We start from the raw sequence: 22,203 nt of genomic DNA, 5'->3' as shown, positions 1-22,203 counted from the left end.
CTTCGGCTGGGATGCACGGTCTTCCGCGCGGGTATTCGGAACCTCCGGCAACCCGGGCCGGATCAGCGCGCGGTGCCGGTGGGCTCGGCCTGATCGTCGAGGCGGGCGTGTAGCCGGGCGCGGACCTGATCCGGGGTGTAGGCGCGGCGTTTGCGTTCGGACCGCACGATGACGACCCCGGTCGCCGCGACACCCGCGGCTCCGGCCAAGCCGAGTACTTTCCACCAGCGCATACGCCTAGGCTAGTCGCCGTGCCACGCGACGCGCGCTCGACTCTCGAATTGGATGAAGCCGTGGATCTCACCCGGACCGGCGATTTATGGCTGTTCCGTGGACATTCCGGCGCCGACCTGGCGATCCGGGGGCTGACCAACAGTCCGGTCAACCATGTCGGGATGGCGGTGGTCATCGACGACCTGCCCGCGTTGATCTGGCATGCCGAGCTCGGCCGGGCGCTGCCCGACATCTGGTCGGGCAACCATCACCGCGGCGCGCAGTTGCACGATCTGCGGGCGGCGGTCCTGCGGTGGACCGGGGAGTACGAGCAGCAGGCGTGGATTCGCCAGCTGGATCGGCCCGTCACCCGCGAGATGGAAGACGCCGCACTGAAAACGGTTGCGCGCCTGGACGGCATGCCCTTCCCGTCCACCAGCGCGCTGGCGGGACGCTGGCTGCGCGGCCGGGTGCCGCTGCCGAAGCGTTCGCGCACCCGCGAAGCCGAGGTCGGGCTGGAGAACGCGTACTGCGCGGAAATCGTCGCCCTCACCTACCAGGCCATGGGCCTGCTCCCGGAGAAGCGGCCCAATTGGTATGACCCCGGCCGCTTCTGGAGCGGCGACAACCTGCGCCTGGCCGACGGCTACCACCTCGGCGGCGAGATCGCGGTGAACATTCCGCAGACACAGACTGCCGATTAGGGCATTCGCCCGATGGTGTGAGCCTTCCTCCGGTTCCTACAGTCAGGTTCTCCGATGCGGGTTCTCCGCAGAACAGGACACCTGATGAAGAAATTCGCCATCGCCGCAGCCGCGTTCGGCGCCGCCGCGATACTGCTCACCGGTTGTTCCACCGCGGCCGAGACGGATGCGCCGCCCACGACCGCAAGCCCCTCGGTGCCCGCGAGCGTGTCGACCTCGCCCCGCACGGATGAGCGCGACGGCGGAACCACCGTACCCACCCCCGCCGAAACCACCTCCGCCCCAGCCACTTCCGCTACGGAGAATCCGGCGTCGGATACCGCCCTCTGGGATCCGTGCACACTCTCGGATTCCGCTCTCACCGGGGCGAGCGTGGACACCGCCACCGAGGAGCGCGTCTCCGACCCGAGACTTCCGGTCCGCAAGACCTGCAAGTGGCAGGCCACCGACCGGACCTTCGAGCTGACGATCGTCGCCTCCGGTCGCACGATCGACGACATGCTCGAACCCGGCACCTACACCGACCTCCGCAAGACCGAGTACTACGGCCGCCAGGTGGTCATCTACCGCAATGTCGCGGACACCCACAAACTCGCCTGCTACGTCGCCACCCCGGCCGCATTCGGCAGCATCGAGTTCTTCGTCCGCAATACCCGCGTCCAGACCGATGCCGGTGACCCGTGCAAGGACGCGAACGTCCTGGGCAGCAAACTGTTCAGTTCGCTGCCGTGAGAGTGGGCGGTGAGCGCCGGGTCGGAGATCATGTGCCCGCGGGGCGAATCGGCACCCGCGCGGATGACGGGAAGCGGTAGTGGTGTCGGAAACGCACGACGGGGTCGGCGACAGCAGGGTCGAGGCGCAGGGCGAGGTCGCGGTGGCGGTACTCGCCCTGGACAGCGGGGACCTGTCACATGCGGCGAATCATATTGGGGCCGCATTGCATTCGTCTCCCGCACTGCCCGAGGCACACGAGAGTCTGGCGCGGCTCGCGGTGGCGGCCGGGGGAGCTGAGGCTGCGCTGGAGTTCTATCCGACAACCGAGCCGTACGCCGGGGCGATGGCCGCGCGGACACATCTGCTGGCCGCCGCCGGACGGTGGGATGCCGCGGTGTCGTTGCTCGCCCAGCTCGTCGCGTTCGATCCGAATCTCCCGTGGGCGCAGGTGCCATGGCTCGGCCGCCCGGAACTCGCCGCCACCTTGAGCGCCGACACGGTGCTGGAGGCGCTGCTCGCACTCAACCGGGCACTGCCGGAACCGGTTCCGGAGTCGGGGCGGCGGACCCTCGCGCCGCTGGTCGAATTGCTGTGTGCCGCTGTCGATCAGCGGTGTGAGGATATCCGCCTGCTTGCGATCGGGTCCGGGCTGGCGCGGCGTCTCACCGCGTTCGAACGCGCGGAATCCTGGGCGGTGCAAGCACATCGGCGGGAGCCGAGCAACCTCACGAGCGTCATGCTGGGGCAGGTGTATCGGGCGACAGGCCGCGCCGACGAGGCGATCGCGGTGTGGTCCGACCAGCTGCGGCGTGATCCGTCGGAAGACTACCTGGCCGTCGATCTGGCCGAGCTGTACGCCGACACCGGACGGCCCGAGCTCGGATTGCCATGGCTGGAAACGGTATTGGCGGCTGACCCGGCGCACGAGAAGGCAGCGCCCGCCTGGCACGGACTGCAATACCGCATCGACGGTGACCTCCGGCATCTGGTCGCACTGGCCGATCATCTCCGCGCGCATCCCGACCATCACTATGCCGACGAGCTGCTGGTCCGATACAGCAGTGCCCCGGCCTGGCTCGGTCACGTGCCACCCGCGACGGAGGCGCTGGTGAACATGCTGCGGCAGGCGATCGAGTATCCGGACCACCGGGAGCACCGATTCACCGGCGCGGTGTCCATGATCGAGCCACCGAGCGCCATGATGACCTTGCGCTCGGTGCTGCGCGCAGCCGTCATCGAGGTCTCGGAGGTCGGTGACCCCGACCCCAGAATCCCCGGCCTGGAATGGGATCCGGCGGGCGCCGTGGTGTGGCGCTATCCGGACGACGCGCGCACCGCGGTGCCCGCCGTACCTGCTCCGCACCCGGAGGCGGCCGAAAAGATCAGGCAGACAGTGCACTTGCGCTGGCCGCATCTACCCGCCGCCTACGACTTCTCGGTGACGCTCGCCGATCTGGCGCTGCCGGATCTGATCGGCGTGCTGGTGCATCCGCCCGAGCCTCGCGACGATGAGTTCCGCGACCTCCTGGGGCGGTGCCCGGATTTGTGGGTTCGTGCCGTGCAGGTGTTCGCCTGCCTGGGCATCGCACACCATCGCACCGACGAGCTCTGGCCCGAATCCACGCGTCGCGCGGTCCTTTTCAACCTGCTGCGGGGTCCCGAGGATTGGGTGTGCGAGGCCGCAGCGGTGGCGCTGGTCGCGGTCGCGTGGACGCATCCGGAAACTCGTGCGGACATCGGATTCGCGATCTGCCGGCGGATGGTGGACCTTGCCCAGGCGCAGCAATCGCGTCCGGTGACCATCCTGGAATCGATCTGCGGGCTCGTGCTGGCCTGTCCGTGGGTGCACGACCGGTTCCTGGCCTACGCCCGGGATGCGACCGCCGGTGAACCGGAGTGACCGGTTGATCAGTTTCGGTCGGCGTCGGCCTGTTCGTTGCCGGCCTGCTCGGCGTCCGCTACGCCGAGCAGCTCGTCCTGGACGACCTCGAGCATGCAGGTGTTGTTGTCGAGCAGGCCGAGTTCGAGGTCCAGGGGGTCGTACTTCATTTCTTCAGGGTGCCTCAGAAGTAGACGCCGGGGAAGCAGTAGCCGGTGACGAGCTGGCGGTCGCCGTAGCGGACGGTGGTCGGATCCCAGTGGGCGCCCATGCCTTCGACGAAGGAGCGGACCGTGCTCAGGTCGGCGCGGTCGGCGACCAGGATGAGGGTGCCGTCCTCGGTGACCGAGCCGCCGCCGAGGGTGTCGCGGGCGGCCGGGTCGGCCAGCAGGGCGTCGTGCAGGCGGATGTTGTTCACGCCGGGGACGCGGACCAGGAAACCGTCGGCGCGTTCGTGGTCGGCGGGGAGGAACTCGATGCCGAGGACGGCCTCCTGGCTGTAGCGCACGCGCAGGTCGTCGGCGATCCAGCAGAGGTTGTCCTGGCCGGTGCAGGCCAGTTCGAAGCGGCGGGCCGGTTCGTAGGTGATCTGCTGGGACTGTTCGGACCAGAAGACGCCGTCGATGGGTTCGGAGTGGACGGTCAGGCCCAGTTCCATGGCGGCGGTGAGGTTCACCTCCAGTTCGAACTGGGTGAGCGGGTCGTTGAGCCGAGGGTCGGCGGGGTCGGTGATGGTGTCCCGGTTCCAGGTGCCGAACAGTTCCGCGGTGGGTTGCAGGATATTGTCCGGAGCGCAGGAATACGGTCCGTAGGCGGTGGCGCTGCCCGAGGCCCCGACCAGCAGCGCCCCGGCGAGGGTGACGACTGCGGCGAAGGCGGCGGCGAATCTGGCGGTGATCATGTCGGCCGTTACCCCTCTCGAGAGGGTCGAACTAGATGAATACCTGCGGGCGATCTCCTCGAATTGTATTGCGATGACACCCCCGCCGGACAGGGAATTCCGCATCGCCGGTGTGGTTCGGGCCGGTCCGAAAAAGCCTGCGGTGCTTCGCGGAGCGGTCGTGGCGGTCGGCCGGTTCGTATAGGTTGCAAGGGTGTCGATGATGAAGGGTGCCAATGTTCCGGTGCCGATGAACGCCGTTCGCGTCGAACTGGGGTGGCAATCGGGGCCGGGAATTCCGGATGCGGACGGGTCCGCGCTACTGCTCGTCGGGGGAAAAGTCCGGTCCGACAATGACTTCGTGTTCTACAACCAGCCCTCGCACCCCTCCGGTGCGGTGCGCTACGAGGGCAAGCAGCGCGGGCCGACGGTGGTCGACGCGCTGTCGGTGGATCTGGCGCGGGTGGAACCGCAGATCGAGACCATCGTGATCGCGGCCTCGGCGGACGGCGGCAGTTTCGGGCAGTTCCGCAGCCTGTACGTGCGCGTGGTGGACGCCGCCAACGGCCACGAGGTGGCGCGCTTCGACAGCGCCGACGCCACCACCGAGACCGCCTTCGTGCTCGGTGAGCTCTACCGCCGCCAGGGCGCGTGGAAGTTCCGCGCCGTCGGGCAGGGTTACAACACCGGATTGGGTGGCCTGGCAACCGATTTCGGGATCTCGGTGGACGAGCCGGCGCCGACGCAGCAGTACACGCCACCGGCTCAGCAGCACACCCCGCCGGCGCAGCCGTACACCCCGCCGCCGCCCGTGCCGCCGCAGCCGCAGTACCAGCCGCCGCAGCAGCAGTACGCGCCGCCGCCCCCGCCGCAGCAGCAGTACGCCCCGCCGGCCCAGCAGCAGTTCGCGCCGCCCCCGCCGCAGCCCGCGCCCACCGGCGGCGCACCGGTCAATCTGACCAAGATCTCGCTGACCAAGGAATCGCCGACGGTCTCGCTGACCAAGTCCGGCGCGACCGGCGGCGTCATGCGCGTCAACCTCAACTGGACCAACAACCGGCGTGGCCTGTTCGGCGGCCGCAAGAGCGGACAGGGCGGCATCGACCTGGACCTGTGCTGCTTCTACGAATTGGTCAATGGCGCAATCGGTTCCGTGCGCGCCCTGGACCGCCGCTTCGGCGATCTGCACAATCCGCCGTTCATCCGCCTCGATCAGGACGACCGCACCGGCGCCAGCGCCACCGGTGAAAACCTCGACATCAACCTGGATTTCGCCAAGTTCTTCAAACGCATTCTGGTGTTCACCTCGGTCTACGAGGGTGCACGCGATTTCCGGAACGTGGAGGCGACCGCGACCCTGTTCCCGGTCAACAGCCTGCCCATCGAGATCTCGCTGAGCGGCTGCGTCGACGATTCCCGCGACGCGGTGCTCGCACTCATCGAGAACGTCAACGGCGAGATGGTGGTGCACCGCCAGTGCACCTTCATCCGCCCGCCGGCCGGTCAGCCCGGCGGCGGCGTCTCCGAGATCAACCGAATGTACAACTGGGGCTTCGAGGTTCGCGCCGGTCGCGGCAAGGACTAGGCGCAGCTACAGGCGCAAGGACCGGGACTGACCGGTCCGGGAGGAGGGTGCGGGATTCGGATCCGCGGGGTCCGCTGCCACCGCACCCTCGTCCGCGCGCGGCTCGGCGTGCTGCCGCTGCCGCGCATGCCACCACGCCTTGATCTGGGAGAGCCGGGTGGCGCGGGCCGGCCAGAATTCCTGCACGCTGGCATTGAATTCGGCGCCGAGAATGACGGCGAAGCCGAGGAAGAACGTGAACAGCAGGAAGGCGATCGGGGTGGCCAGCGCCCCGTAGCTGATGCCGGTTTTGGTGATCCACGACAGGTACCGGCGCAGGACCTCGCTCGCCCCCATGAAGAACACGCCCGCCACCAGTGCCCCGCCGAACAGCCGATGCCACGGCAGCGTGCGATGCAGTGCCAGCTTGTAGAGCGTGGTCAGGCCGATGATGAGCAGAAACGCCGTGCCAGGGTAGTAGAACGCGTCGATCAGGCGTAGCCCGGGTTCCTTCCAGCCCTCGGGTAGCACGCGCCCGATGAGCGAAGGCCCCAGCGCGACCAGCGGCAGGATCAGCACCGAGGCGAGCAGGAACCCCACGTACAGCAGCAGGGCGAACACCCGCTGCCACACCGGGTGCCGCGCCTCGGCCTGCCCGTGCGCGGCGGTGATGGCATCGACGAAGGTGGCCATGGCCGAGGACCCGGCCCACAGCGACAGCACGAAACCCACCGACACCACCCCGCCGTGCCCCTTGCGCAGCACATCGTTGACGGTCGGCGCGATCAGATCGTCGACCACGCTGGGACTGAACAGGTTCCGGCTGAAGCTCAGAATCTTCGCCTGCACGATGTCGACGGTGTCGGGCCCGAACCAGTGCCCGACATAGCCGAGGCTGCCGAGCAGACCCAGCAGCAGCGGCGCCAGCGACAGCGTCTGCCAGAACGCGGCCGCGGCCGACTTGGCGAATATCGAATCGTCCCAGGCTTTCACCGCGACATGGGTCACGAGCTCCGGGATGCGGCGCAGCCGTGTGACGGTGCGCACCCGCGCCGGTTCCGCCGGGGACGGGAGCGACTCCGGCGGGGACTCGCCGGAGTGTCCAGGGGGAGGGTCGTGCTCGTTCATGGTGGCCTAAGCATCGCTCACCAGCGAAAGGATTGTGCGCGGACCCGCGATGTGTCGTGCGGCACTACAACGGGCTGTGTCGGATTGGTGCGGTGTCGGTTCGGATCGCTACTCTCTGTCGAGTGACTTCGGGTGGTGGCGGTTCGCTTCGTGCATGGCAGCGTAGGGCTCTCACCAAGTATCTGACGTCGAAGCCACGGGACTTTCTCGCGGTCGCGACGCCGGGTGCTGGTAAGACGACGTTCGCGCTGCGCATCGCCGCCGAACTGCTCGCCGACCGCACGGTCGATCAGGTGACGGTGGTCGCGCCCACCGAGCACCTCAAGCATCAGTGGGCGGCCTCGGCCGCGCGCAACGGCATCCAGCTGGATTCCAACTTCTCCAATGCCACCGGCACCACCTCCGCCGACTATCACGGCGTGGTCGTCACCTACGCGCAGGTCGCCTCGCATCCGTTCAAACACCGTGTGCGCACCGAGAATCGGCGCACCCTGGTCATCTTCGACGAGGTGCACCACGCCGGCGACGCCAAGAGCTGGGGTGAAGGCGTCGAGGAGGCGTTCGGGGACGCGACCCGAAGACTGGCGCTGACCGGTACCCCGTTCCGCAGCGACGACTCCAAGATCCCGTTCATCACCTACGAGGTCGATTCCAGCGGTTTCGAGAAGTCGCGCGCCGACCACACCTACGGCTACTCCGAGGCGCTCGCCGACGGCGTCGTGCGGCCCGTCGTGTTCCTCGCCTACTCCGGTGAGGCGCAGTGGCGCGACAGCGCGGGCGAGGAGTATTCCGCCCGCCTGGGTGAGCCGCTGAACGCCGAGCAGACCGCCCGCGCCTGGCGCACCGCCCTGGACCCCGCCGGCGACTGGATGTCGAAGGTGCTCACCGCCGCCGACACCCGCCTGCGCCAGCTGCGCGCCACCGGCATGCCCGATGCGGGCGGCCTGGTCATCGCCACCGACCAGGAGAAGGCGCGCGACTACGCCGAACTGCTGGAACACATTTCGGGCACCAAGCCGACCATCGTGCTCTCCGACGATCCGGGCTCCTCCGATCGCATCGACGAGTTCAGCGCCAACACCGACCCGTGGATGGTCGCGGTGCGCATGGTGTCCGAGGGCGTCGACGTGCCGCGCCTGGCGGTCGGCGTGTACGCCACCAGCGCCTCGACCCCGCTGTACTTCGCGCAGGCCATCGGCCGTTTCGTGCGTGCCCGCAAGGCCGGGGAGACCGCGAGCGTGTTCCTGCCGTCGGTGCCGGTGCTGCTGGACCTGGCCGCGCAGCTGGAATTGCAGCGCGATCACGTGATCGGCAAGCCGCATCGCGAGAAGAGCGACCTCGACGACGAACTGCTCATCGACGCCAACAAGCAGAAGGACGAGCCGGGCGAGGAGGAACGCAAGTTCATCGCCCTGGCCGCCGACGCCGAACTGGATCAGGTCATCTACGACGGTGACTCGTTCGGCACCGCCACCTTCTCCGGCAGCGACGAGGAGGCCGATTACCTCGGCATCCCGGGCCTGCTCGACGCCGACCAGATGCGGGCGCTGCTGCGCGACCGGCAGGCACGTCAGATCAAGGAGCGCAGCAACGCCGCCGCCGCGCCCGAATCCGGGGCCGGGGTGGCCGCCGCCACCGAACGCGCCGCGACCTCCGATCGGCTCAGTGAATTGCGTCGCGAACTCAACAGCCTGGTGGCCATGCATCACCATCGCACCGGCAAACCGCACGGGGTCATTCACGGTGAGCTACGTCGCGAATGCGGTGGCCCGCCAACCGCTTTGGCGACCGCGGACCAGCTGGAACAGCGGATCGCGCAACTGCGCAAGATGTAGCCGGGCATACCGGTCGGCCGATTCCTAGTTGCTGGGGTTTTGCCCGTACTCTTACCCGGTGACATCGCCCAGCACCCTGCGATCCGGTGCGCTCTCCCTGGCCTCGAGCGTCGTCATCGGCGTGGCCTCGGCCGGACCCGCGTACAGCATCACCGCCACCCTCGGACTCGTGGTGGCCGCCGTCGGGCTGCAATCGCCGGTGATCGTGCTGCTGGCCTTCGTGCCGATGTTGCTGGTGGCCATCGGATATCGCGATCTCAACGAGGTGGAACCGGATCCGGGCACCACCTTCGTGTGGGCCACGCGGGCGTTCGGGCCGTTCACCGGCTGGATGGCCGGCTGGGCCATCGTGGTGTCGGATCTGCTGGTCATGGCGAGCCTGGCGCAGATCAGCTCGCAGTACACCTTCCTGCTGTTCGGGGCGAAGGGCATCGGCTCGGACGCGACCAGCCCGTGGGTGCTGCTGCTGGGCATCGTCTATCTGATCGTCATGACACTGGTGGCGGTGCGCGGCATCGACGCCTCGGCGCGGCTGCAATCGTCCTTGCTCACCATCGAATTCGGCATGCTGGTGGTGTTCGCGGTGGTGGCGCTGACCCGCGTGCTGCTCGGGCACGCGCCCGCCGGATCGAGCCTGCCGCACTGGGAGTGGTTCAACCCGTTCGCGATCGGCTCCTTCAACGACTTCGTGACGGCGCTGCTGTTGATGGTGTTCATCTACTGGGGCTGGGATTCGGCGGTCGCGGTCAATCAGGAGACCGTGGATCCACGGCATACGCCCGGCCGCTCGGCGGTGCTCTCGACCATCACGCTGGTCGGGCTGTATCTGCTGGTCACGGTGGCCGCCCAGGCGTTCGCGGGGACCGGGACCGACGGGCTGGGGCTGGCCAATCCGGAGCACGTGGACGATGTGCTGGGCGCGCTCGGCGCGGCCGTGTTCGGCGAGGGCATGATCGGGCAGGTGCTGGTGCACCTGCTGTTCCTCATGGTGCTCACCTCGGCGGCGGCCTCCACCCAGACCACGATTCTGCCGACCGCGCGCACCACGTATTCGATGGCGCTGCATCACGCGCTGCCCAAGGCTTTCGCCAAGATCGATCCGCGGTATCGGACGCCGGTGTTCTCCACCTGGATGTTCGGCGGACTGTCGATCGTGCTGTACGTGGTGCTGAACTTCGCCTCCGGCGGCCGTCTCATCGCGGACGCGGTGACCGCCATCGGCATCTCCATCGGGCTGTACTACGGACTGACCGGCGTGAGCTGCGCTTGGCTGTACCGGGATCGATTCGCCACCAGCCCAAGGACTCTCGTCATGAAGGGGCTGCTGCCCGCCGCCGGTGGATTCGCGCTGCTGTTCGCGGCCGGCTGGACCGCCGTCACCTCCTGGCAGCCCGCCGAGGACACCGCCTCCTGGCAGCTGCCGTTCCCACCGCACTGGCACATCGGCAGCACCTTCCTGCTGGGTGTGGGCACGCTGCTGCTGGGTGTGCCGATCTATCTGATCCTGGCCAAGGTGATGCCGCCGTTCTTCCGCGGTGACGTGCTGGCCCGCAGGCTGCCGCAGCCGTCGGAGACCATCATCGAGTCGGACGCGATCGAGCCGGGCGCGGTGCCGCGCGCCTGACCCGGCCAGGCGCGCGGACAGCACCGATCGATCCGGGCTGCCGCGCGCCGGCTGCGCCTCACTCGCAGGCGACGCCGTCGTTGTCGCGATCCAGGCCCGCGCGGTATCCGGGGTCGCCGCGATGCAGCGGCGCCGCGCCCGCGGCTCGCGCGGCGGCGCAGTTCTGGTAGTAGGCGGATGCGGCCGTGGTCGTCGGCGCGACCGTGCGCACGGGCGGTGCGGGCGGTTCCGTGGTGTCGGCGATCTCCGGCGCGGGCGGTAGCTCCACCGCCGTCGTGGGCGCTGCCGGTTCCGGCGGGACGGTGGGCGCGGACGGCGCTCCGGCGCGAACGGTGGTGGGCGCCACCGGAAGTGCGGAGGTCGTGGTGGTCGGTGCGGTCGTGGTGGTGGCCGCGACGGTGGTGGTCGCCTTGACGGTCGTGGTCGACGTGGCGGTCGACCGGGTGCTGCTGCCGCAGCCGGTGAGCAGTGCGGTGGCCGTGAGCGCGGAGGCCGCGAGCAGCACGATATGTCGAGAGTTCATGCAAATCCCATGGTTCGAATGTGTTGATACGACCGGGAATTCGAGCAGTCGTCCCCCTGCTCGACCGGCCGGGCGCACACATTGCCACGCGATTCGCGCCGCCGCAGCGGTTTACGAAAGGTGAATGCCTCGCTGCGAAGACCCGTTCATCGGGTCGGTCAGCAACCGAGTTGTTCGGCCAGATCGACGAAATCCTCTGCATTGATATCGAATTCGTCGCTGTATTCCACATCGACCGTGCCGGTCGGTCCGAATTCGAGTGGGCGGGTGACGAATGCGGTCCGGAATCCGAGCGCCGACGCCGCGCGAATGTCGTACTTGTGGCACGCCACCATCATGATTTCCCGCGGTGACAGGCCCAGATAGCGTGCCGCCATGCCGTAGGCGGCCGGATCGGGTTTGAACGCTCCGGCCATCTCGGCGGTGAAGATGACATCCCAGGGCAGCCCGCCGCGCTTCGAAATATTCACCACCGCGGCCACATCCGCGTTCGACAGGGTCGCGAGGGTGAATCGGGTGCGCAGCCGCTGTAATCCGGGCACCGCGTCGGGCCAGGGCGTCATGCGCTGCCAGGCCAGGGTGAGATCCTCGCGCTCATCTTCACCGAGGTCGTCGACGCCGTATTCGGCGAGCAGCCGGTCGAGCGCGTCGCGATACACCGAATGCACCGAAAGCCATTCGCCGTCACCGGGGTTCGCGGCCTCGAGCGTCGTGAAGTATTTCGCCCGCCAGCGGTCGACGAACTCGGTCCAGTCCACGGTGTCGCGGTCGCCCGCGATCCGCCGCGCCTCCGCTCGCACCACCGAATGGAAGTCCGCCGCCGTGCCCTGCACATCGAACAGCAGTGCCCGCACCTGTGTGAGCCCCCGGTTGATCATGATCGAATCCAAGCACAGCGGCGTGCACGGCGGCGGTTCAGCGGGCGAAGTAGCGCCCGGGTGCGACCCCGACCTCGCGATGGAACGCCGCCACGTACGCGCTGGGCGTGGCGTAGCCGACGCGCGCGGCGATCCGGGCCACCGGCAGGCCATCGGCCAGCAGTGGCAGCGAGGCCGCCAGCCGTATCTGAGTTCGCCAGTGGCCGAACGTGATTCCGGTCTCGGCGAGGAAGGCGCGTGCCAGCGTGCGCGGACTCGCCGCCGCGTACGGGGCGAACTGCTCGAGCGTGCGCGGATCGGCCGGATCGGCCAGCAGCGCGTCGGCGACCCGCCGGGCGCGGGCATCCTCGGGCATGCGCGCACCGACCGGAATCACATCCACCGGCTGCAGCAGGTCGAAGATCACGGCCTCGGCGCGCTGCCGCTGCCCGGCCGTGGTGGTCGCGGCGGTGAGGTGACCGAACAGTTCGTGCAGCAGCGTGCTCACACGCAGCATGGTGGGCGCCGGGAAGGCGACCGGAGTGCGATCCGGCTCCAGATAGATGCCGCTCATCATCGCCCCCTCGGAGGTGCCGGTGCGATGCCGCATCCCGCCCGGAATCCACAGCGCCCGGGTGGGTGGCAGCACCCAGCGCCCGTCCCCGATCTCCACCGTGATCACACCCCGTGTGGCCCAGGCGATCTGGTGCTGGGGATGCGCGTGCTCGTCGAACCACAGCCCGGCCGGCAGCGCACCCGCCCCGAACACCATGGCCGTGGGACCGGCGGGCGCGGAGATGACCATGCTCTCAGCGTCGCCGGACGGCGGCGCGGGTGTCCGGCGATGACCGTTCGGCGACATGGTTTGTCACTGTAGGCCGTCGCGGCCACGACCGGTGCTGCCTAGCGTTGCGGGCATGGGGATGAACATCTTTCACCAGCTGTGCTGCCGCTCCTCCATCTGGGAGCGCCTGACCGCGACCCGTATCGTGCCGTGGGCGCTGCGCGAGGTCGACCTCGGCGACAATGCCCTCGAAGTCGGCCCCGGTTACGGCGCGAACGTGCGCACCCTGCGCGAGCGGGCGCCGCTGCTCACCGGTCTCGAGATCGACTCGAAGCTCGCCGCCCGCCTGCGCACCCGGCACGCGGGGGAGCTGCGTGTCATCGACGGCGACGGCACGGCGATGCCCCTGCCGGACAAGGAGTTCAGCTCGGTCGTCTGTTTCACCATGCTGCACCACGTCCCGACACCGTCCGCACAGGACGCACTGTTCGCCGAGGCGTTCCGGGTGCTGCGACCGGGCGGCGTCTTCGCCGGCAGCGACGGCCTGGACAGCACCGCCTTCCGCCTCATGCACATCGGCGACACCTGCGTCCCGGTCCCGCCGGACACGCTGACCGGCCGCCTCGAGCGCCTCGGCTTCACCGATATCGAGATCGCCACCGCCCCAACCATGTTCCGCTTCTCCGCCCGTAAGGAGTGATCCCGGCGAGCGTGCTTCCCCCGTCATTCCGGCGTGCTCTTAGCCGGAATCCATCGCTGTCGGCCGTGCCGCCGACTGTGTGGATCCCGGCCAAAAACATGCCGGGATGACGAGTGGGCGTTACTCGCTCAGCCGGCGGGCATCTCGAAGAAGGTCATCGGATCCAGGGTGCTGAGCGGCGTCCAGCGTGGCGCGGGTACTCCGGCAGGCTGCTCTTCGCCGGTGCGGGGCAGTCGATAACCTTGGAGATCCAAAGCGAGCCAGGGTGTTTCGTCCACCCGCAGGGCCAGCGTGTAGCAGGTGACGAGCAGGTGGATGCAGCGCGGGGTGCGGGCGCTGCACGAGCAGTCGACATTCGCCAGGACCGGGGCCACGGTGATCCCGGCCGCGCGCAACGTCGTGTGCAGCTCGTCGGCGAGCGTGAGCGCGTCGGCGGGGATCACCTCGGCGATGGCCTGCACGGTCGCGGCGGGCAGGGGCGTCAGTTCCAGATAGGTGACCGAGGCTTTCGCGCCGTAGTGGATCGACGCGCGCACGTGCACGCCGTCGATCTCCAGCCGCACCTCGCCGAGGCGGGCGATGCGCCGGGCGCGGGGGAGCAGCGGATCGGGTCTGGTGACTTTCAGCGGCTCGGCCAGGCGCACCCAGTCCTTGCCCCAGGCGGTGTATCCGAAGTCGTTGTCGGGCATATCAGTTGGCTCGCTTCCGGCGCAGCATCTCGAGCAGGCGGTCGTCGTCGAGGCGGGCCAGTGCGGCCACCCCGGCGGTGTCGGCGAGGTCCGTCAGCGCCGATTTCCGGTCGTGCATGCCCGCGATGTGCTCCTCGATGGTCGTGCCCGAGGTGAGCGTGGTGACGGTGACCGTGCGGGTCTGCCCGATCCGGTGCGCGCGATCCGACGCCTGCGCCTCCACCGCCGGATTCCACCAGCGATCGAAATGAATGACATCGGCGGCCCGGGTGAGCGTCAAACCGGTGCCCGCCGCCTTCAAACTCAGAATGAGAATCGGTGGGCCGTCGGGGGATTGGAACCGCGTGACGATATCCCCGCGCTCGGCCTGATTCAGCCCGCCGTGGAAGAACGGCGCCGTCACCCCGAATTGCTCGGCGCACTGCCGCACCAGCAACTCCCCGGTGCGCCGATACTGGGTGAACACCAGCGTCGGCGCGTCCGCCTCCACATTGTTGGCCAGAATATCGAAGCAGACATCGAATTTGCCCGACCGGCCCGGCAATTCATCCAGCTCGCCGGTGATCAGCCCGGGATGATTGCACACCTGCTTCAATTCGGTGAGCACCGCCAGCACCCGCGAATGTCGTTGCGCCCCCGACCCGAAGCCCTCCGATTCGGCCTGGTCGAGCAGCCGATCGTAGAGCCGCTCCTGCTCATCGGTCAGATCGCACACCAGATCGGTGTGAATCTTGGGCGGCAGCGTGGTCGCCACCTGAGATTTCCTCCGCGCCAGCACAATCGGCTCTAGGGCGTCCCGCAGCCGGATCACCGCGGCCGCCGACCCCTCGTGGATCGGCTTCACGAACCGCCGCCGGAACTGCGCCTTGTGCGTGAACTCCTGCGGCGCCACCAGATTCAGCAGCGCCCACAACTCGTCGAGATGGTTCTCCACCGGCGTGCCGGTCAACGCCACCCGCACCGTGGCCGGAATCGCCCGCGCCGCCTTCGACACCTGCGTGCGCGGATTCTTCAATACCTGCGCCTCATCGAATACCGCGCTCGCCCAGGACGTTTCCCCCAGCACCCCGCCGTGCCCGCGCAGCGTCGGATACCCGGTCACCACCACGGTCCCGGCCGACACCTCGGGCAGCTCTCCACCCCGGTACGCATGCGCCGTCAGTCCCGGCGCGAACCGCTCGATCTCGTGCACCCAGTTGCCCACCAGTGAGGTCGGGCACACCACCACCTGCGGCCCCTCCTGCACCCGCCCGAGCAGAAACCCGATCGCCTGCACGGTCTTCCCGAGCCCCATCTCATCGGCGAGCACACCCCCGCCGTGCGCGGCGGTGGTCTCGTGCAGCCACCCGATCCCGCGCGCCTGGTACGGCCGCAGCTCCGCCTTCAGCGCCGACCGCAGGGCACCGTCCAGCGCCAGCGTCCCCTGGAACGCATCCAGCGCCCGCCCTGCGGCGACAACAGCCGTGCCCGCGGCATTGGGGCACCGCGTGCGCGGCCGGTGGCAGGGCGACCGCCTCACCGTCGAACGCGGCCCGCCACGTCCGCACCGACGCCCCGGCCTTCGCGAGCTGTAACCCCGCGAACCGCCCCGGCTCCACCAGCGCGCACGGCACCTCCCGCACCGCGAGCCCGTCCGGCCCGGGCACGACCAGTTCGACCGTGTCCCGTTCCCCGATCCCCTCCGGCGCGTCCCCGGGTGCGACCCCGTTCCACGCCCAGACCGCGAACATGTGCTGATCAGGCAGATAGGTGGCTTGTAGGGAAGACAGCGGGACCCCTCGATTCGATCGGCAACGGGTGAGCAGCTTCGGTTGTATCCAATCCGCGCCGATCGTGCACATGGCGAAACATCACATGGCCGGCGACCCGATTTCGTGCCCCCGGCCACCCGTCCCCGGAAAACGCGACAGCGGGCGACCTGCTGGTCGCCCGCTGCCGGGTGTTCTGTTGGGAAGATGAAGTTGTCGAGCGGACCCCTCGAGGCTGTTGTCCGAAGCCCTCGAGTTGGAGGAGCTGTTACAGCGCCGGTGCCGACTCCGTGTCGATCACGGCTTCGAGCTCACGGAGACGATCCATGTGCTCATTGGCGTGATGCTGGCAGAAGAGCAACTCACCACCTGCGGGAAGGGTTGCACGTACACGTGCTCCCGCGCCGCAGCGGTCACAACGGTCGACCGCGGTCAGTGGGGTGCTTGTCAGGGTTCCTGGCATGACTCCTCCGTCCCGGCTCCGGATGCTCGCACACCCTTCGCCAAGTGTGGGGGCTCGCGGTCCACTCCGCGAACCTCGCTACCGCTACTTCCCAGCAGTGGCTGATGACTACTCTGTCAGACGTTTGGTTATCGGTCTTTGTTCCCGAAGAGTTTCCTCTGTGTTTTGCCTAACACGACCTGCGGTTTCGCTGAAAGCGAACAGGCCTGGGGGAATAACCGGGGGAGCCCTGGAACCGCTCCCGTACCACGCTGATCGAGTTGTCTATCGGGAGACTACCCGGCACGGCCGACACCCACACTCCGATTGGATAACCGTGCGGGCACGAGGTAGCAAGCACATAGCCACGACGGGATCGGCTCGGCGACAGAGTGGTTGCGGTGCAGGGCAGACGGGTGTGGCGGCTAGGAGCGCACGGCGGAGCGGCCGCGGTGCAGTCGGCCGAAGTGCCCGGGGGACTGGCCTTTCCACGAACGGAAGGCCGAGGCGAACGCCGACACGCTGGCGTAGCCGAGACGGTCGGCGGCCTGCTCGACGGTGAGACCGGCGATGAGCAGTTCCTCCGCGAGCATGCCGACGGTCTCGGTGCTCAGTTCGCGGAAGGTGGTGCCCTCCTCCGCGAGCCGGCGGCGCAGGGTGCGCACGCTGACGTCCAGGTCGGCGGCGATGCGGGTCTGATCGGCGGAGCCGCCGTGCCGGATGAGCAGCTGACGGACCCGGCCGCTGAGGCCGCTGCGGCTGCGGCGCGACTCCATCAGATCCGCGCACTGCTGCTCGTAGAAGCGGGCGGTGGACAGATTCGCCTGCGGCAGCGGGGTTTCCAGGCTGGCGGCATTGAAGAACATGCGCGACTGCGGCATGCCGAAGCGCACGTCCTCGACGCCGAAGACCGCGCCGAACATCTCGTAGATGGGATGCGGATCGACATAGAGCTCGACGCGCACCGCCGGGAAGCGGATGGGAATCAGATCCTGTTGCACGGTGGCGATGGCGGCCAGATCGCGCTCCAGGCAGAAGCGGCGGATCTCCGGCGGCAGGAAGCTGTCGTCGCGCACGACGCAGACATCGGGCCCACGGTCCTCCACCCAGTGCCGGGCGGCGGTGAACGACAGGTCCGAATAGCGCAGGGCGACCTCCATGGCGTGGCGCATGGTGGGACTGCTCATCAATGCGAAACCCAAGACGCCCATGGACGGTGGATGGCAGAGCAGCCCGGCGAGCAGACCCATGCCGGGTTCGTCGTCGGTGGCGGTGACGACATTGCGCAGTAGCGTGAACTCCTGGCCGAGGGTGATCTCGGTGCCCGGATCGCGCAGGTCGGCTTCGCCGATGCCGGTGCCCTGCAGGACGGTTCGCAACGGCAGGCCGCGGCCGATCGCGAAATCGACCAGCAGCGTGGTGCTGGTGATGGAACGCAGTTGCCCCAACTCTTCCGTCACTCGAGCAGTCTCGCAAACTTTCGGCGTCCGCAAGGCTGTTACCGGCCGGTAAGTTGCCTGGTGCGGCCCATATTCGTCGATTCCTGGCCGATTGTGGGCTGGTTGGCCGAAACCCCCAGTCATACGGTGAGATTCATGCACGCAGTGCGCTCCACGCACCAGGTGCCGGATGCCGGAAAGGTCCGCACGCCGATGCTCACCGTGATCGCGCCCGCCGATGGCCGGGTGATCGACACCCTCCCCCCGGACACCCCCGAGCGGGTGCTCGACACCGTCGATCGACTGCGGAGCAACACCGACCTATGGCGTTCCCTGGGCGTCGTCGGGCGGGTGCACTGGCTCACGACATTCCGGAACTGGTTGCTGGACAACCGGAATGGCCTGGTACGGCTGCTCGCCGCCGAGACCGGCAAACCGGAATCCGACGCCGAGGCCGAGTTCGAGCTCGCCATCGACACCCTCGACCACTACCGCACGCACGCCGCCGACTTCCTCGGCGGCCGCTACCCGCAACTGTCCCTGCGCCCCGCCGCCGCCATGCAGCTCGCGGTGGCCGATCGCGTCTGCGCGGTGGTCGGCATCATCGGGCCGTGGACATATCCGTTGGCGCTGGCCATGTTCGACGCCGTGCCCGCGCTCGTGGCCGGCGCCGGCGTCGTGGTGAAGTCCTCCTCGCAGACGCCGCTCACCATGCGCGCGGTGGCCCGAGGCTGGGAAAGCATCGGCGCCCCAGCGGTTTTCGAGACCGTGACAGGCCACGATGCCGGGCCCGCCGTGCTCGACTGTGTGGACTTCGTTCGTTTCACGGGATGCGTGGAGACCGGCAAGGTGGTCGCGCTGCGCGCGGCCGGCCGGTTGATCCCGTGCTGTCTGGATCTGGGTGGGAAATCCGCGGCGGTGGTCCTCGCGGATGCCGACCTGGATCAGGCGGCGGCCTGTATTGCTCTGGGTGGACTGGCACATTCGGGGCAAACCTGTAATTCCGTAGAGCGCATCTACGTGGAAAGCAGTGTCTACGAACCGTTTCTCTGCCGGCTCGTAGACGAGGCCGCCGCTTTCGTCCCCATGACCGGCGACGAACCCGGCAGCGGTGTCATGACCTCGGCCGATCAGGTCGCCCGCATTCGCGACCAGGTCCGCGACGCCCTCCGCAAAGGCGCCACCCTCCGCTGCGGCGGCACCGGTGCCGGCCACACCTTCGAGCCCACCGTCCTCGCCGACGCCGACCCCACCATGTCCGTCCTCACCCAGCAAACCCTCGGCCCGATCCTCCCGGTGGTCCGCGTCGCCGACGCGGGCGAAGCCTTCGAACTCGCCCTGCGCCCACCCACCGGCCCCTGCGCCAGCCTCTGGACCTCCGACACCACCGCCGCCCTCCGCGCCGCCACCCGCTTCGCCCCCATCCGAGTCGGCGTCAACGACGTATCCATGCACATAGCCCCGCCCGTGCCCTACTGACCTAGTGTGGGGCGGATGGGAACCGAACCGACGCCGAAGACCTTGGTGCACATCTGCTCTCGCGCGGAATGGGAGGCCGCCCAGGAGGCGGGGGAGTACCGGGCGGCCTCGCTGGCGGAGGTCGGGTTCATCCACCTGTCCGGCACCCACCAGGCGCACCTGCCCGCCGATCGGCTCTTTCGGGGCCGCGACGATTTGGTACTGCTGTGGCTGGATCCCGAGCGCCTCGGGTCGCCGGTGAAATGGGAGCCGGGTGTGCCGGGCGATCCCGAGTCGATGCTGTTCCCGCACCTGTACGGCCCGCTGCCGCTGCGTGCCGTGGTCGAGGCGACCCCGTTTCGGCCCGGCCCCGAGGGGACGTTCGCGCCGCTGGTCGAGAGCTGAGCGCCCGCCGAGGCCCTCGAACCCCACCTCGAGAACCCTCACCCAGTAACGGGGGCCGGGGGCAGCGCCCCCGATTCCGGGGGTCCGGGGGCGGAGCCCCTGGGAAAGGCACAGCTTCCGGCGTGTCGGTTGTGGCGTGTCCTAGGGTGGAGGCGTGAACGTCGATGTGACAGCGCTGCCCGGGATCGGTGTGCGGAAAGACTTCGAGGTGCGGTCGGGGCGCCGGATCGGTGTCGTGGCGCACCGGGACGGGACCATCGATCTGATCGTGTCGCAGCTCGAGGATCCGGACGCCTGCCTCGCGCAGGTGCCGCTGACCGTCGACGAGGCGGCCGTGATGGCCAATCTGCTCGGCGCGCCGCAACTGGTGGAGAAGCTCAAGGAAGACCATCGCGATCTGCCCGGCATCACCACCCGGCAGTTGCCCATCAACAATGATTCTCCCTACCGCGGGCGCATGCTGGGCGAGACCGGGATGCGCACTCGCACGAAGGCTTCCATCGTCGCGGTCATGCGCGCCGGGCAGCTGAATCCCTCACCCGGACCGGACTTCGTGCTCGATTCCGGGGACCTTCTGGTCGTCGTCGGCACCCCGAACGGCCTCGACGCGGCCGCGCGGATCCTCTCCGACGGCTGAGCGCGTGGATGCGACTGCGCTAGCCCTGATCGAGCTCGGCGCGATCTTGTTCGCGCTCGGCATGATGGGCCGGGTGGCCGGACGGTTCGGCATGTCACCGATCCCGCTGTATCTGCTGGGCGGACTCGCCTTCGGCACGGGCGGCGTGATCGAGATGAAGGCCGCCGCCGAATTCGGGCATCTCGCCGGGGAGATCGGCGTGGTCCTGCTGCTGCTTCTGCTCGGATTGGAGTACACCGCAGCCGAATTGGTGACCGGGATGCGCCGCTCCTGGGTGGCCGGTCTGCTCGACATCGTCGCCAATGCCACCCCCGGCGTGCTGGTGGCGCTACTGCTGGGCTGGGGGCCGGTCGGTGCGGTGACCATGGGTGGCGTCACCTATATCTCGTCCTCCGGCATCGTGGCCAAGGTGCTCAACGACCTCGGTCGGCTGGGTAACCGGGAAACCCCGGTGATCCTGTCCATCCTGGTGTTCGAGGATCTCGCCATGGCGGTGTACCTGCCGATCCTCACCATGGTGCTGGCCGGGGTCGGCTTCGCGGCCGGGCTGAAATCGCTGGGCATCGCCCTGCTCGCCATCACCGTCGTGCTCGTGGTGGCCCTGCGTTACGGCCGGTACGTGTCGGCGGTGGTGGACAGCAACGACAATGAGGTGTTCCTGCTCAAACTGCTCGGCGCGGCCCTGCTGGTGGCGGGTGCGTCCGCGGCGCTGAATGTTTCGGCCGCCGTCGGCGCGTTCCTGCTCGGCATCGCCATCTCCGGATCGACCGCGCAGCAGGCGGCCAAACTGCTCGAACCGCTGCGAGATCTGTTCGCGGCCATATTCTTCGTGGCCTTCGGGCTCAATACCGACCCGCGCGCGATTCCGCCGGTGCTCGGGTGGGCGGTGCTGCTGGCCGTGGTGACGACGCTGACCAAACTCGGCACCGGCTGGTGGGCGGCGCAGCGGCAGGGCATCCGCCGCATGGGCCGCGCCCGCGCCGGCGCGGCCCTGGTCGCGCGCGGTGAGTTCTCCATTGTCATTGCCGGACTTGCGGTTTCGATGGGCGGGGTGGACGGCCGGCTGGCCGCGCTGGCCTCGGCCTACGTGCTATTGATGGCGGTGCTCGGTCCGATCGCCGCGCGCGTCGTCGAGCCCGCGGTCCAGTTCTTCCAGCGGGCGCGGCCCACCGCCGGTCCCGGCGCCACCGCCGACGCGGTCGGGCGCTGACCGTCGCCGCAGCAGCGACAGCAACCGGCGGGACACCGTCACCGCGATCGCGCCGACCGCGAATCCGATCAGCAGCGCGAACAGGTGGCCGTAGTCGGTGAAAGTGCGGTCGTCCCACAGCGCGAGGCCGTAGAAGACCAGCAGCCCGCCCGCCCAGGCCAGCCGCGCCCGGCCGCGCAAGCGGAAGGTCAGCACCGCCAGCATCGCCGAGATCCCGTAGCTGGGACCGACATCCGTGGCCACCGTCACGCGCAGTGGAATCAGATGCTGATCCACCTTGTGCGCCAAGCCCACCGCCACCAGCAGCGTGGCCCCGATATGCCCGGTCGCCACCACCAGAATCCAGCGCAGCGACCCCAGCCAGCGTTCGGCCAGCGCCATGAAGGTGAGCATGACCAGAATGACCGACCACGGGAAGCCGCCGTCGGTCCAGAACGCGGAGGCGACGAGCACCTGGATCGGGTCGCGTTGCAGATTGCGCAGATTCGTCGACGCCGACAGGATCAGGCGGCGGCCGACCATATCGCTGGCGCCGCGCAGCGTCCACCACGTGACGAACAGGGTGAACGCGTAGGCGATGGACGCCGGGGCCACGGCCAGTAGATTCCGGTAGGCCGCGACGGCGCGGCGGATCCGCTGCGGGTGCCGCCACCAGTCCCGGATGGCATGCCACTCCTGCGCGAGGTCGATGGTGCGGACCCAGGGTGGCTGATAGGTGCTCGCTGCCATCGGCCGATCGTAACGCGAGGTAATGCCGACGGAAGACTCTG

Annotated in this window: 22 protein-coding genes and 1 pseudogene; 11 read left to right on the top strand and 12 right to left on the bottom strand. The window is 68.7% G+C overall.

The window, feature by feature from the left end; all coding sequences use genetic code 11:
* Positions 1-62: 62 nt before the first annotated feature.
* On the bottom strand, positions 63-233 hold the full coding sequence (locus tag H0264_RS29710; protein WP_181580612.1) for a hypothetical protein: 171 nt from the start codon (positions 231-233) through the stop codon (positions 63-65).
* 18 nt (positions 234-251) lie between these two features.
* Here H0264_RS29710 and H0264_RS29705 point away from each other — a divergent pair, with 18 nt between their 5' ends.
* The 3 genes from H0264_RS29705 (at position 252) to H0264_RS29695 (ending at position 3,531) form a co-directional block, all read left to right on the top strand.
* Complete coding sequence (locus tag H0264_RS29705; RefSeq protein WP_181580611.1) at positions 252-917, top strand: hypothetical protein; 666 nt, start codon at positions 252-254, stop codon at positions 915-917.
* 84 nt (positions 918-1,001) lie between these two features.
* Complete coding sequence (locus H0264_RS29700) at positions 1,002-1,649, top strand: DUF3558 family protein (protein WP_181580610.1); 648 nt, start codon at positions 1,002-1,004, stop codon at positions 1,647-1,649.
* 79 nt (positions 1,650-1,728) lie between these two features.
* Positions 1,729-3,531, top strand: coding sequence for a tetratricopeptide repeat protein (locus H0264_RS29695; protein WP_181580609.1), 1,803 nt, complete (start codon positions 1,729-1,731; stop codon positions 3,529-3,531).
* Positions 3,532-3,539: 8 nt separating this feature from the next.
* Here the strand turns inward: H0264_RS29695 and H0264_RS29690 are convergent, their stop codons facing one another.
* On the bottom strand, positions 3,540-3,680 hold the full coding sequence (locus H0264_RS29690; protein WP_181580608.1) for a hypothetical protein: 141 nt from the start codon (positions 3,678-3,680) through the stop codon (positions 3,540-3,542).
* A gap of 14 nt (positions 3,681-3,694) precedes the next feature.
* Positions 3,695-4,411: a hypothetical protein gene (locus H0264_RS29685; protein ID WP_181580607.1), complete on the bottom strand. Its 717-nt coding sequence runs from the start codon at positions 4,409-4,411 to the stop codon at positions 3,695-3,697.
* A 199-nt stretch (positions 4,412-4,610) separates the two neighbouring features.
* Here H0264_RS29685 and H0264_RS29680 point away from each other — a divergent pair, with 199 nt between their 5' ends.
* Positions 4,611-5,975 carry a TerD family protein gene (locus H0264_RS29680; RefSeq protein WP_181585915.1) on the top strand — a complete coding sequence of 455 codons (1,365 nt, stop codon included), beginning with the start codon at positions 4,611-4,613 and terminating at the stop codon, positions 5,973-5,975.
* A 6-nt stretch (positions 5,976-5,981) separates the two neighbouring features.
* Here H0264_RS29680 and H0264_RS29675 read toward each other — a convergent pair whose 3' ends face one another.
* Positions 5,982-7,082, bottom strand: coding sequence for a YihY/virulence factor BrkB family protein (locus tag H0264_RS29675; protein WP_181580606.1), 1,101 nt, complete (start codon positions 7,080-7,082; stop codon positions 5,982-5,984).
* A 122-nt stretch (positions 7,083-7,204) separates the two neighbouring features.
* On the opposite strand from H0264_RS29675, the gene H0264_RS29670 reads away from it, so the two are divergent.
* Both H0264_RS29670 and H0264_RS29665 read left to right on the top strand, forming a co-directional pair.
* Entirely contained in the window at positions 7,205-8,917 is a 1,713-nt protein-coding gene (locus H0264_RS29670) for a DEAD/DEAH box helicase (RefSeq protein WP_231084928.1), read from the top strand.
* Positions 8,918-8,975: 58 nt separating this feature from the next.
* On the top strand, positions 8,976-10,541 hold the full coding sequence (locus H0264_RS29665; protein ID WP_231084929.1) for an APC family permease: 1,566 nt from the start codon (positions 8,976-8,978) through the stop codon (positions 10,539-10,541).
* Between the two features lie 58 nt (positions 10,542-10,599).
* Here the strand turns inward: H0264_RS29665 and H0264_RS29660 are convergent, their stop codons facing one another.
* The 3 genes from H0264_RS29660 to H0264_RS29650 all read right to left on the bottom strand — a co-directional run bounded on the left by H0264_RS29660 (position 10,600) and on the right by H0264_RS29650 (position 12,783).
* Positions 10,600-11,064, bottom strand: a complete 465-nt coding sequence (locus H0264_RS29660; RefSeq protein WP_181580604.1) for an excalibur calcium-binding domain-containing protein — start codon at positions 11,062-11,064, stop codon at positions 10,600-10,602.
* Between the two features lie 158 nt (positions 11,065-11,222).
* A complete protein-coding gene (locus H0264_RS29655) occupies positions 11,223-11,942 on the bottom strand; it encodes a haloacid dehalogenase type II (protein WP_181580603.1) in 720 nt (239 codons plus the stop codon).
* A gap of 37 nt (positions 11,943-11,979) precedes the next feature.
* A complete protein-coding gene (locus H0264_RS29650; RefSeq protein WP_181580602.1) occupies positions 11,980-12,783 on the bottom strand; it encodes an AraC family transcriptional regulator in 804 nt (267 codons plus the stop codon).
* Between the two features lie 55 nt (positions 12,784-12,838).
* Here H0264_RS29650 and H0264_RS29645 point away from each other — a divergent pair, with 55 nt between their 5' ends.
* Positions 12,839-13,405: a class I SAM-dependent methyltransferase gene (locus H0264_RS29645; RefSeq protein ID WP_181580601.1), complete on the top strand. Its 567-nt coding sequence runs from the start codon at positions 12,839-12,841 to the stop codon at positions 13,403-13,405.
* A gap of 128 nt (positions 13,406-13,533) precedes the next feature.
* Here the strand turns inward: H0264_RS29645 and H0264_RS29640 are convergent, their stop codons facing one another.
* The 4 genes and pseudogenes from H0264_RS29640 to H0264_RS29630 form a co-directional block, all read right to left on the bottom strand.
* Positions 13,534-14,094: a hypothetical protein gene (locus H0264_RS29640; protein WP_181580600.1), complete on the bottom strand. Its 561-nt coding sequence runs from the start codon at positions 14,092-14,094 to the stop codon at positions 13,534-13,536.
* A 1-nt stretch (position 14,095) separates the two neighbouring features.
* Positions 14,096-15,824: pseudogene (locus H0264_RS29635) on the bottom strand (DEAD/DEAH box helicase).
* Positions 15,825-16,110: 286 nt separating this feature from the next.
* Positions 16,111-16,305 carry a DUF7455 domain-containing protein gene (locus H0264_RS38820; RefSeq protein ID WP_231084934.1) on the bottom strand — a complete coding sequence of 65 codons (195 nt, stop codon included), beginning with the start codon at positions 16,303-16,305 and terminating at the stop codon, positions 16,111-16,113.
* A gap of 404 nt (positions 16,306-16,709) precedes the next feature.
* Complete coding sequence (locus H0264_RS29630; RefSeq protein ID WP_181580599.1) at positions 16,710-17,744, bottom strand: AraC family transcriptional regulator; 1,035 nt, start codon at positions 17,742-17,744, stop codon at positions 16,710-16,712.
* 135 nt (positions 17,745-17,879) lie between these two features.
* Between H0264_RS29630 and H0264_RS29625 the strand changes: the two genes are divergently transcribed.
* The 4 genes from H0264_RS29625 (at position 17,880) to H0264_RS29610 (ending at position 21,433) form a co-directional block, all read left to right on the top strand.
* Positions 17,880-19,202: an aldehyde dehydrogenase family protein gene (locus H0264_RS29625; RefSeq protein WP_181580598.1), complete on the top strand. Its 1,323-nt coding sequence runs from the start codon at positions 17,880-17,882 to the stop codon at positions 19,200-19,202.
* Between the two features lie 15 nt (positions 19,203-19,217).
* Entirely contained in the window at positions 19,218-19,586 is a 369-nt protein-coding gene (locus H0264_RS29620) for a DUF952 domain-containing protein (protein WP_181580597.1), read from the top strand.
* A gap of 154 nt (positions 19,587-19,740) precedes the next feature.
* On the top strand, positions 19,741-20,223 hold the full coding sequence (locus H0264_RS29615; RefSeq protein ID WP_181580596.1) for a cation:proton antiporter regulatory subunit: 483 nt from the start codon (positions 19,741-19,743) through the stop codon (positions 20,221-20,223).
* Positions 20,224-20,227: 4 nt separating this feature from the next.
* The gene (locus tag H0264_RS29610) at positions 20,228-21,433 is read left to right on the top strand and encodes a cation:proton antiporter (protein ID WP_181580595.1); all 1,206 of its coding nucleotides are present in this window, start codon (positions 20,228-20,230) and stop codon (positions 21,431-21,433) included.
* Here the strand turns inward: H0264_RS29610 and H0264_RS29605 are convergent.
* Complete coding sequence (locus H0264_RS29605) at positions 21,314-22,162, bottom strand: rhomboid-like protein (protein ID WP_181580594.1); 849 nt, start codon at positions 22,160-22,162, stop codon at positions 21,314-21,316. The two genes, H0264_RS29610 and H0264_RS29605, sit on opposite strands and share 120 nt — an antisense overlap.
* Positions 22,163-22,203 lie beyond the last annotated feature (41 nt).

It is taken from the genome of Nocardia huaxiensis, from assembly GCF_013744875.1.
Lineage (GTDB): Bacteria > Actinomycetota > Actinomycetes > Mycobacteriales > Mycobacteriaceae > Nocardia > Nocardia huaxiensis.
The sequence above is the reverse complement of the archived record's forward strand: the minus strand, read 5'-3'. Positions and strand labels throughout refer to the sequence as shown.

Bases quoted from the DNA above. Each gene is read 5' to 3' on its own strand.
- H0264_RS29680 (WP_181585915.1), top strand. From the start codon at position 4,611: ATGATGAAGGGTGCCAATGTTCCGGTGCCGATGAACGCCGTTCGCGTC.
- H0264_RS29690 (WP_181580608.1), bottom strand. From the start codon at position 3,680: ATGAAGTACGACCCCCTGGACCTCGAACTCGGCCTGCTCGACAACAAC.
- H0264_RS29650 (WP_181580602.1), bottom strand. From the start codon at position 12,783: ATGTCGCCGAACGGTCATCGCCGGACACCCGCGCCGCCGTCCGGCGAC.
- H0264_RS29605 (WP_181580594.1), bottom strand. From the start codon at position 22,162: ATGGCAGCGAGCACCTATCAGCCACCCTGGGTCCGCACCATCGACCTC.
- H0264_RS29700 (WP_181580610.1), top strand. From the start codon at position 1,002: ATGAAGAAATTCGCCATCGCCGCAGCCGCGTTCGGCGCCGCCGCGATA.
- H0264_RS38820 (WP_231084934.1), bottom strand. From the start codon at position 16,305: ATGCCAGGAACCCTGACAAGCACCCCACTGACCGCGGTCGACCGTTGT.
- H0264_RS29660 (WP_181580604.1), bottom strand. From the start codon at position 11,064: ATGAACTCTCGACATATCGTGCTGCTCGCGGCCTCCGCGCTCACGGCC.
- H0264_RS29710 (WP_181580612.1), bottom strand. From the start codon at position 233: ATGCGCTGGTGGAAAGTACTCGGCTTGGCCGGAGCCGCGGGTGTCGCG.
- H0264_RS29640 (WP_181580600.1), bottom strand. From the start codon at position 14,094: ATGCCCGACAACGACTTCGGATACACCGCCTGGGGCAAGGACTGGGTG.
- H0264_RS29645 (WP_181580601.1), top strand. From the start codon at position 12,839: ATGGGGATGAACATCTTTCACCAGCTGTGCTGCCGCTCCTCCATCTGG.
- H0264_RS29675 (WP_181580606.1), bottom strand. From the start codon at position 7,082: ATGAACGAGCACGACCCTCCCCCTGGACACTCCGGCGAGTCCCCGCCG.
- H0264_RS29620 (WP_181580597.1), top strand. From the start codon at position 19,218: ATGGGAACCGAACCGACGCCGAAGACCTTGGTGCACATCTGCTCTCGC.
- H0264_RS29685 (WP_181580607.1), bottom strand. From the start codon at position 4,411: ATGATCACCGCCAGATTCGCCGCCGCCTTCGCCGCAGTCGTCACCCTC.
- H0264_RS29625 (WP_181580598.1), top strand. From the start codon at position 17,880: ATGCACGCAGTGCGCTCCACGCACCAGGTGCCGGATGCCGGAAAGGTC.
- H0264_RS29655 (WP_181580603.1), bottom strand. From the start codon at position 11,942: ATGATCAACCGGGGGCTCACACAGGTGCGGGCACTGCTGTTCGATGTG.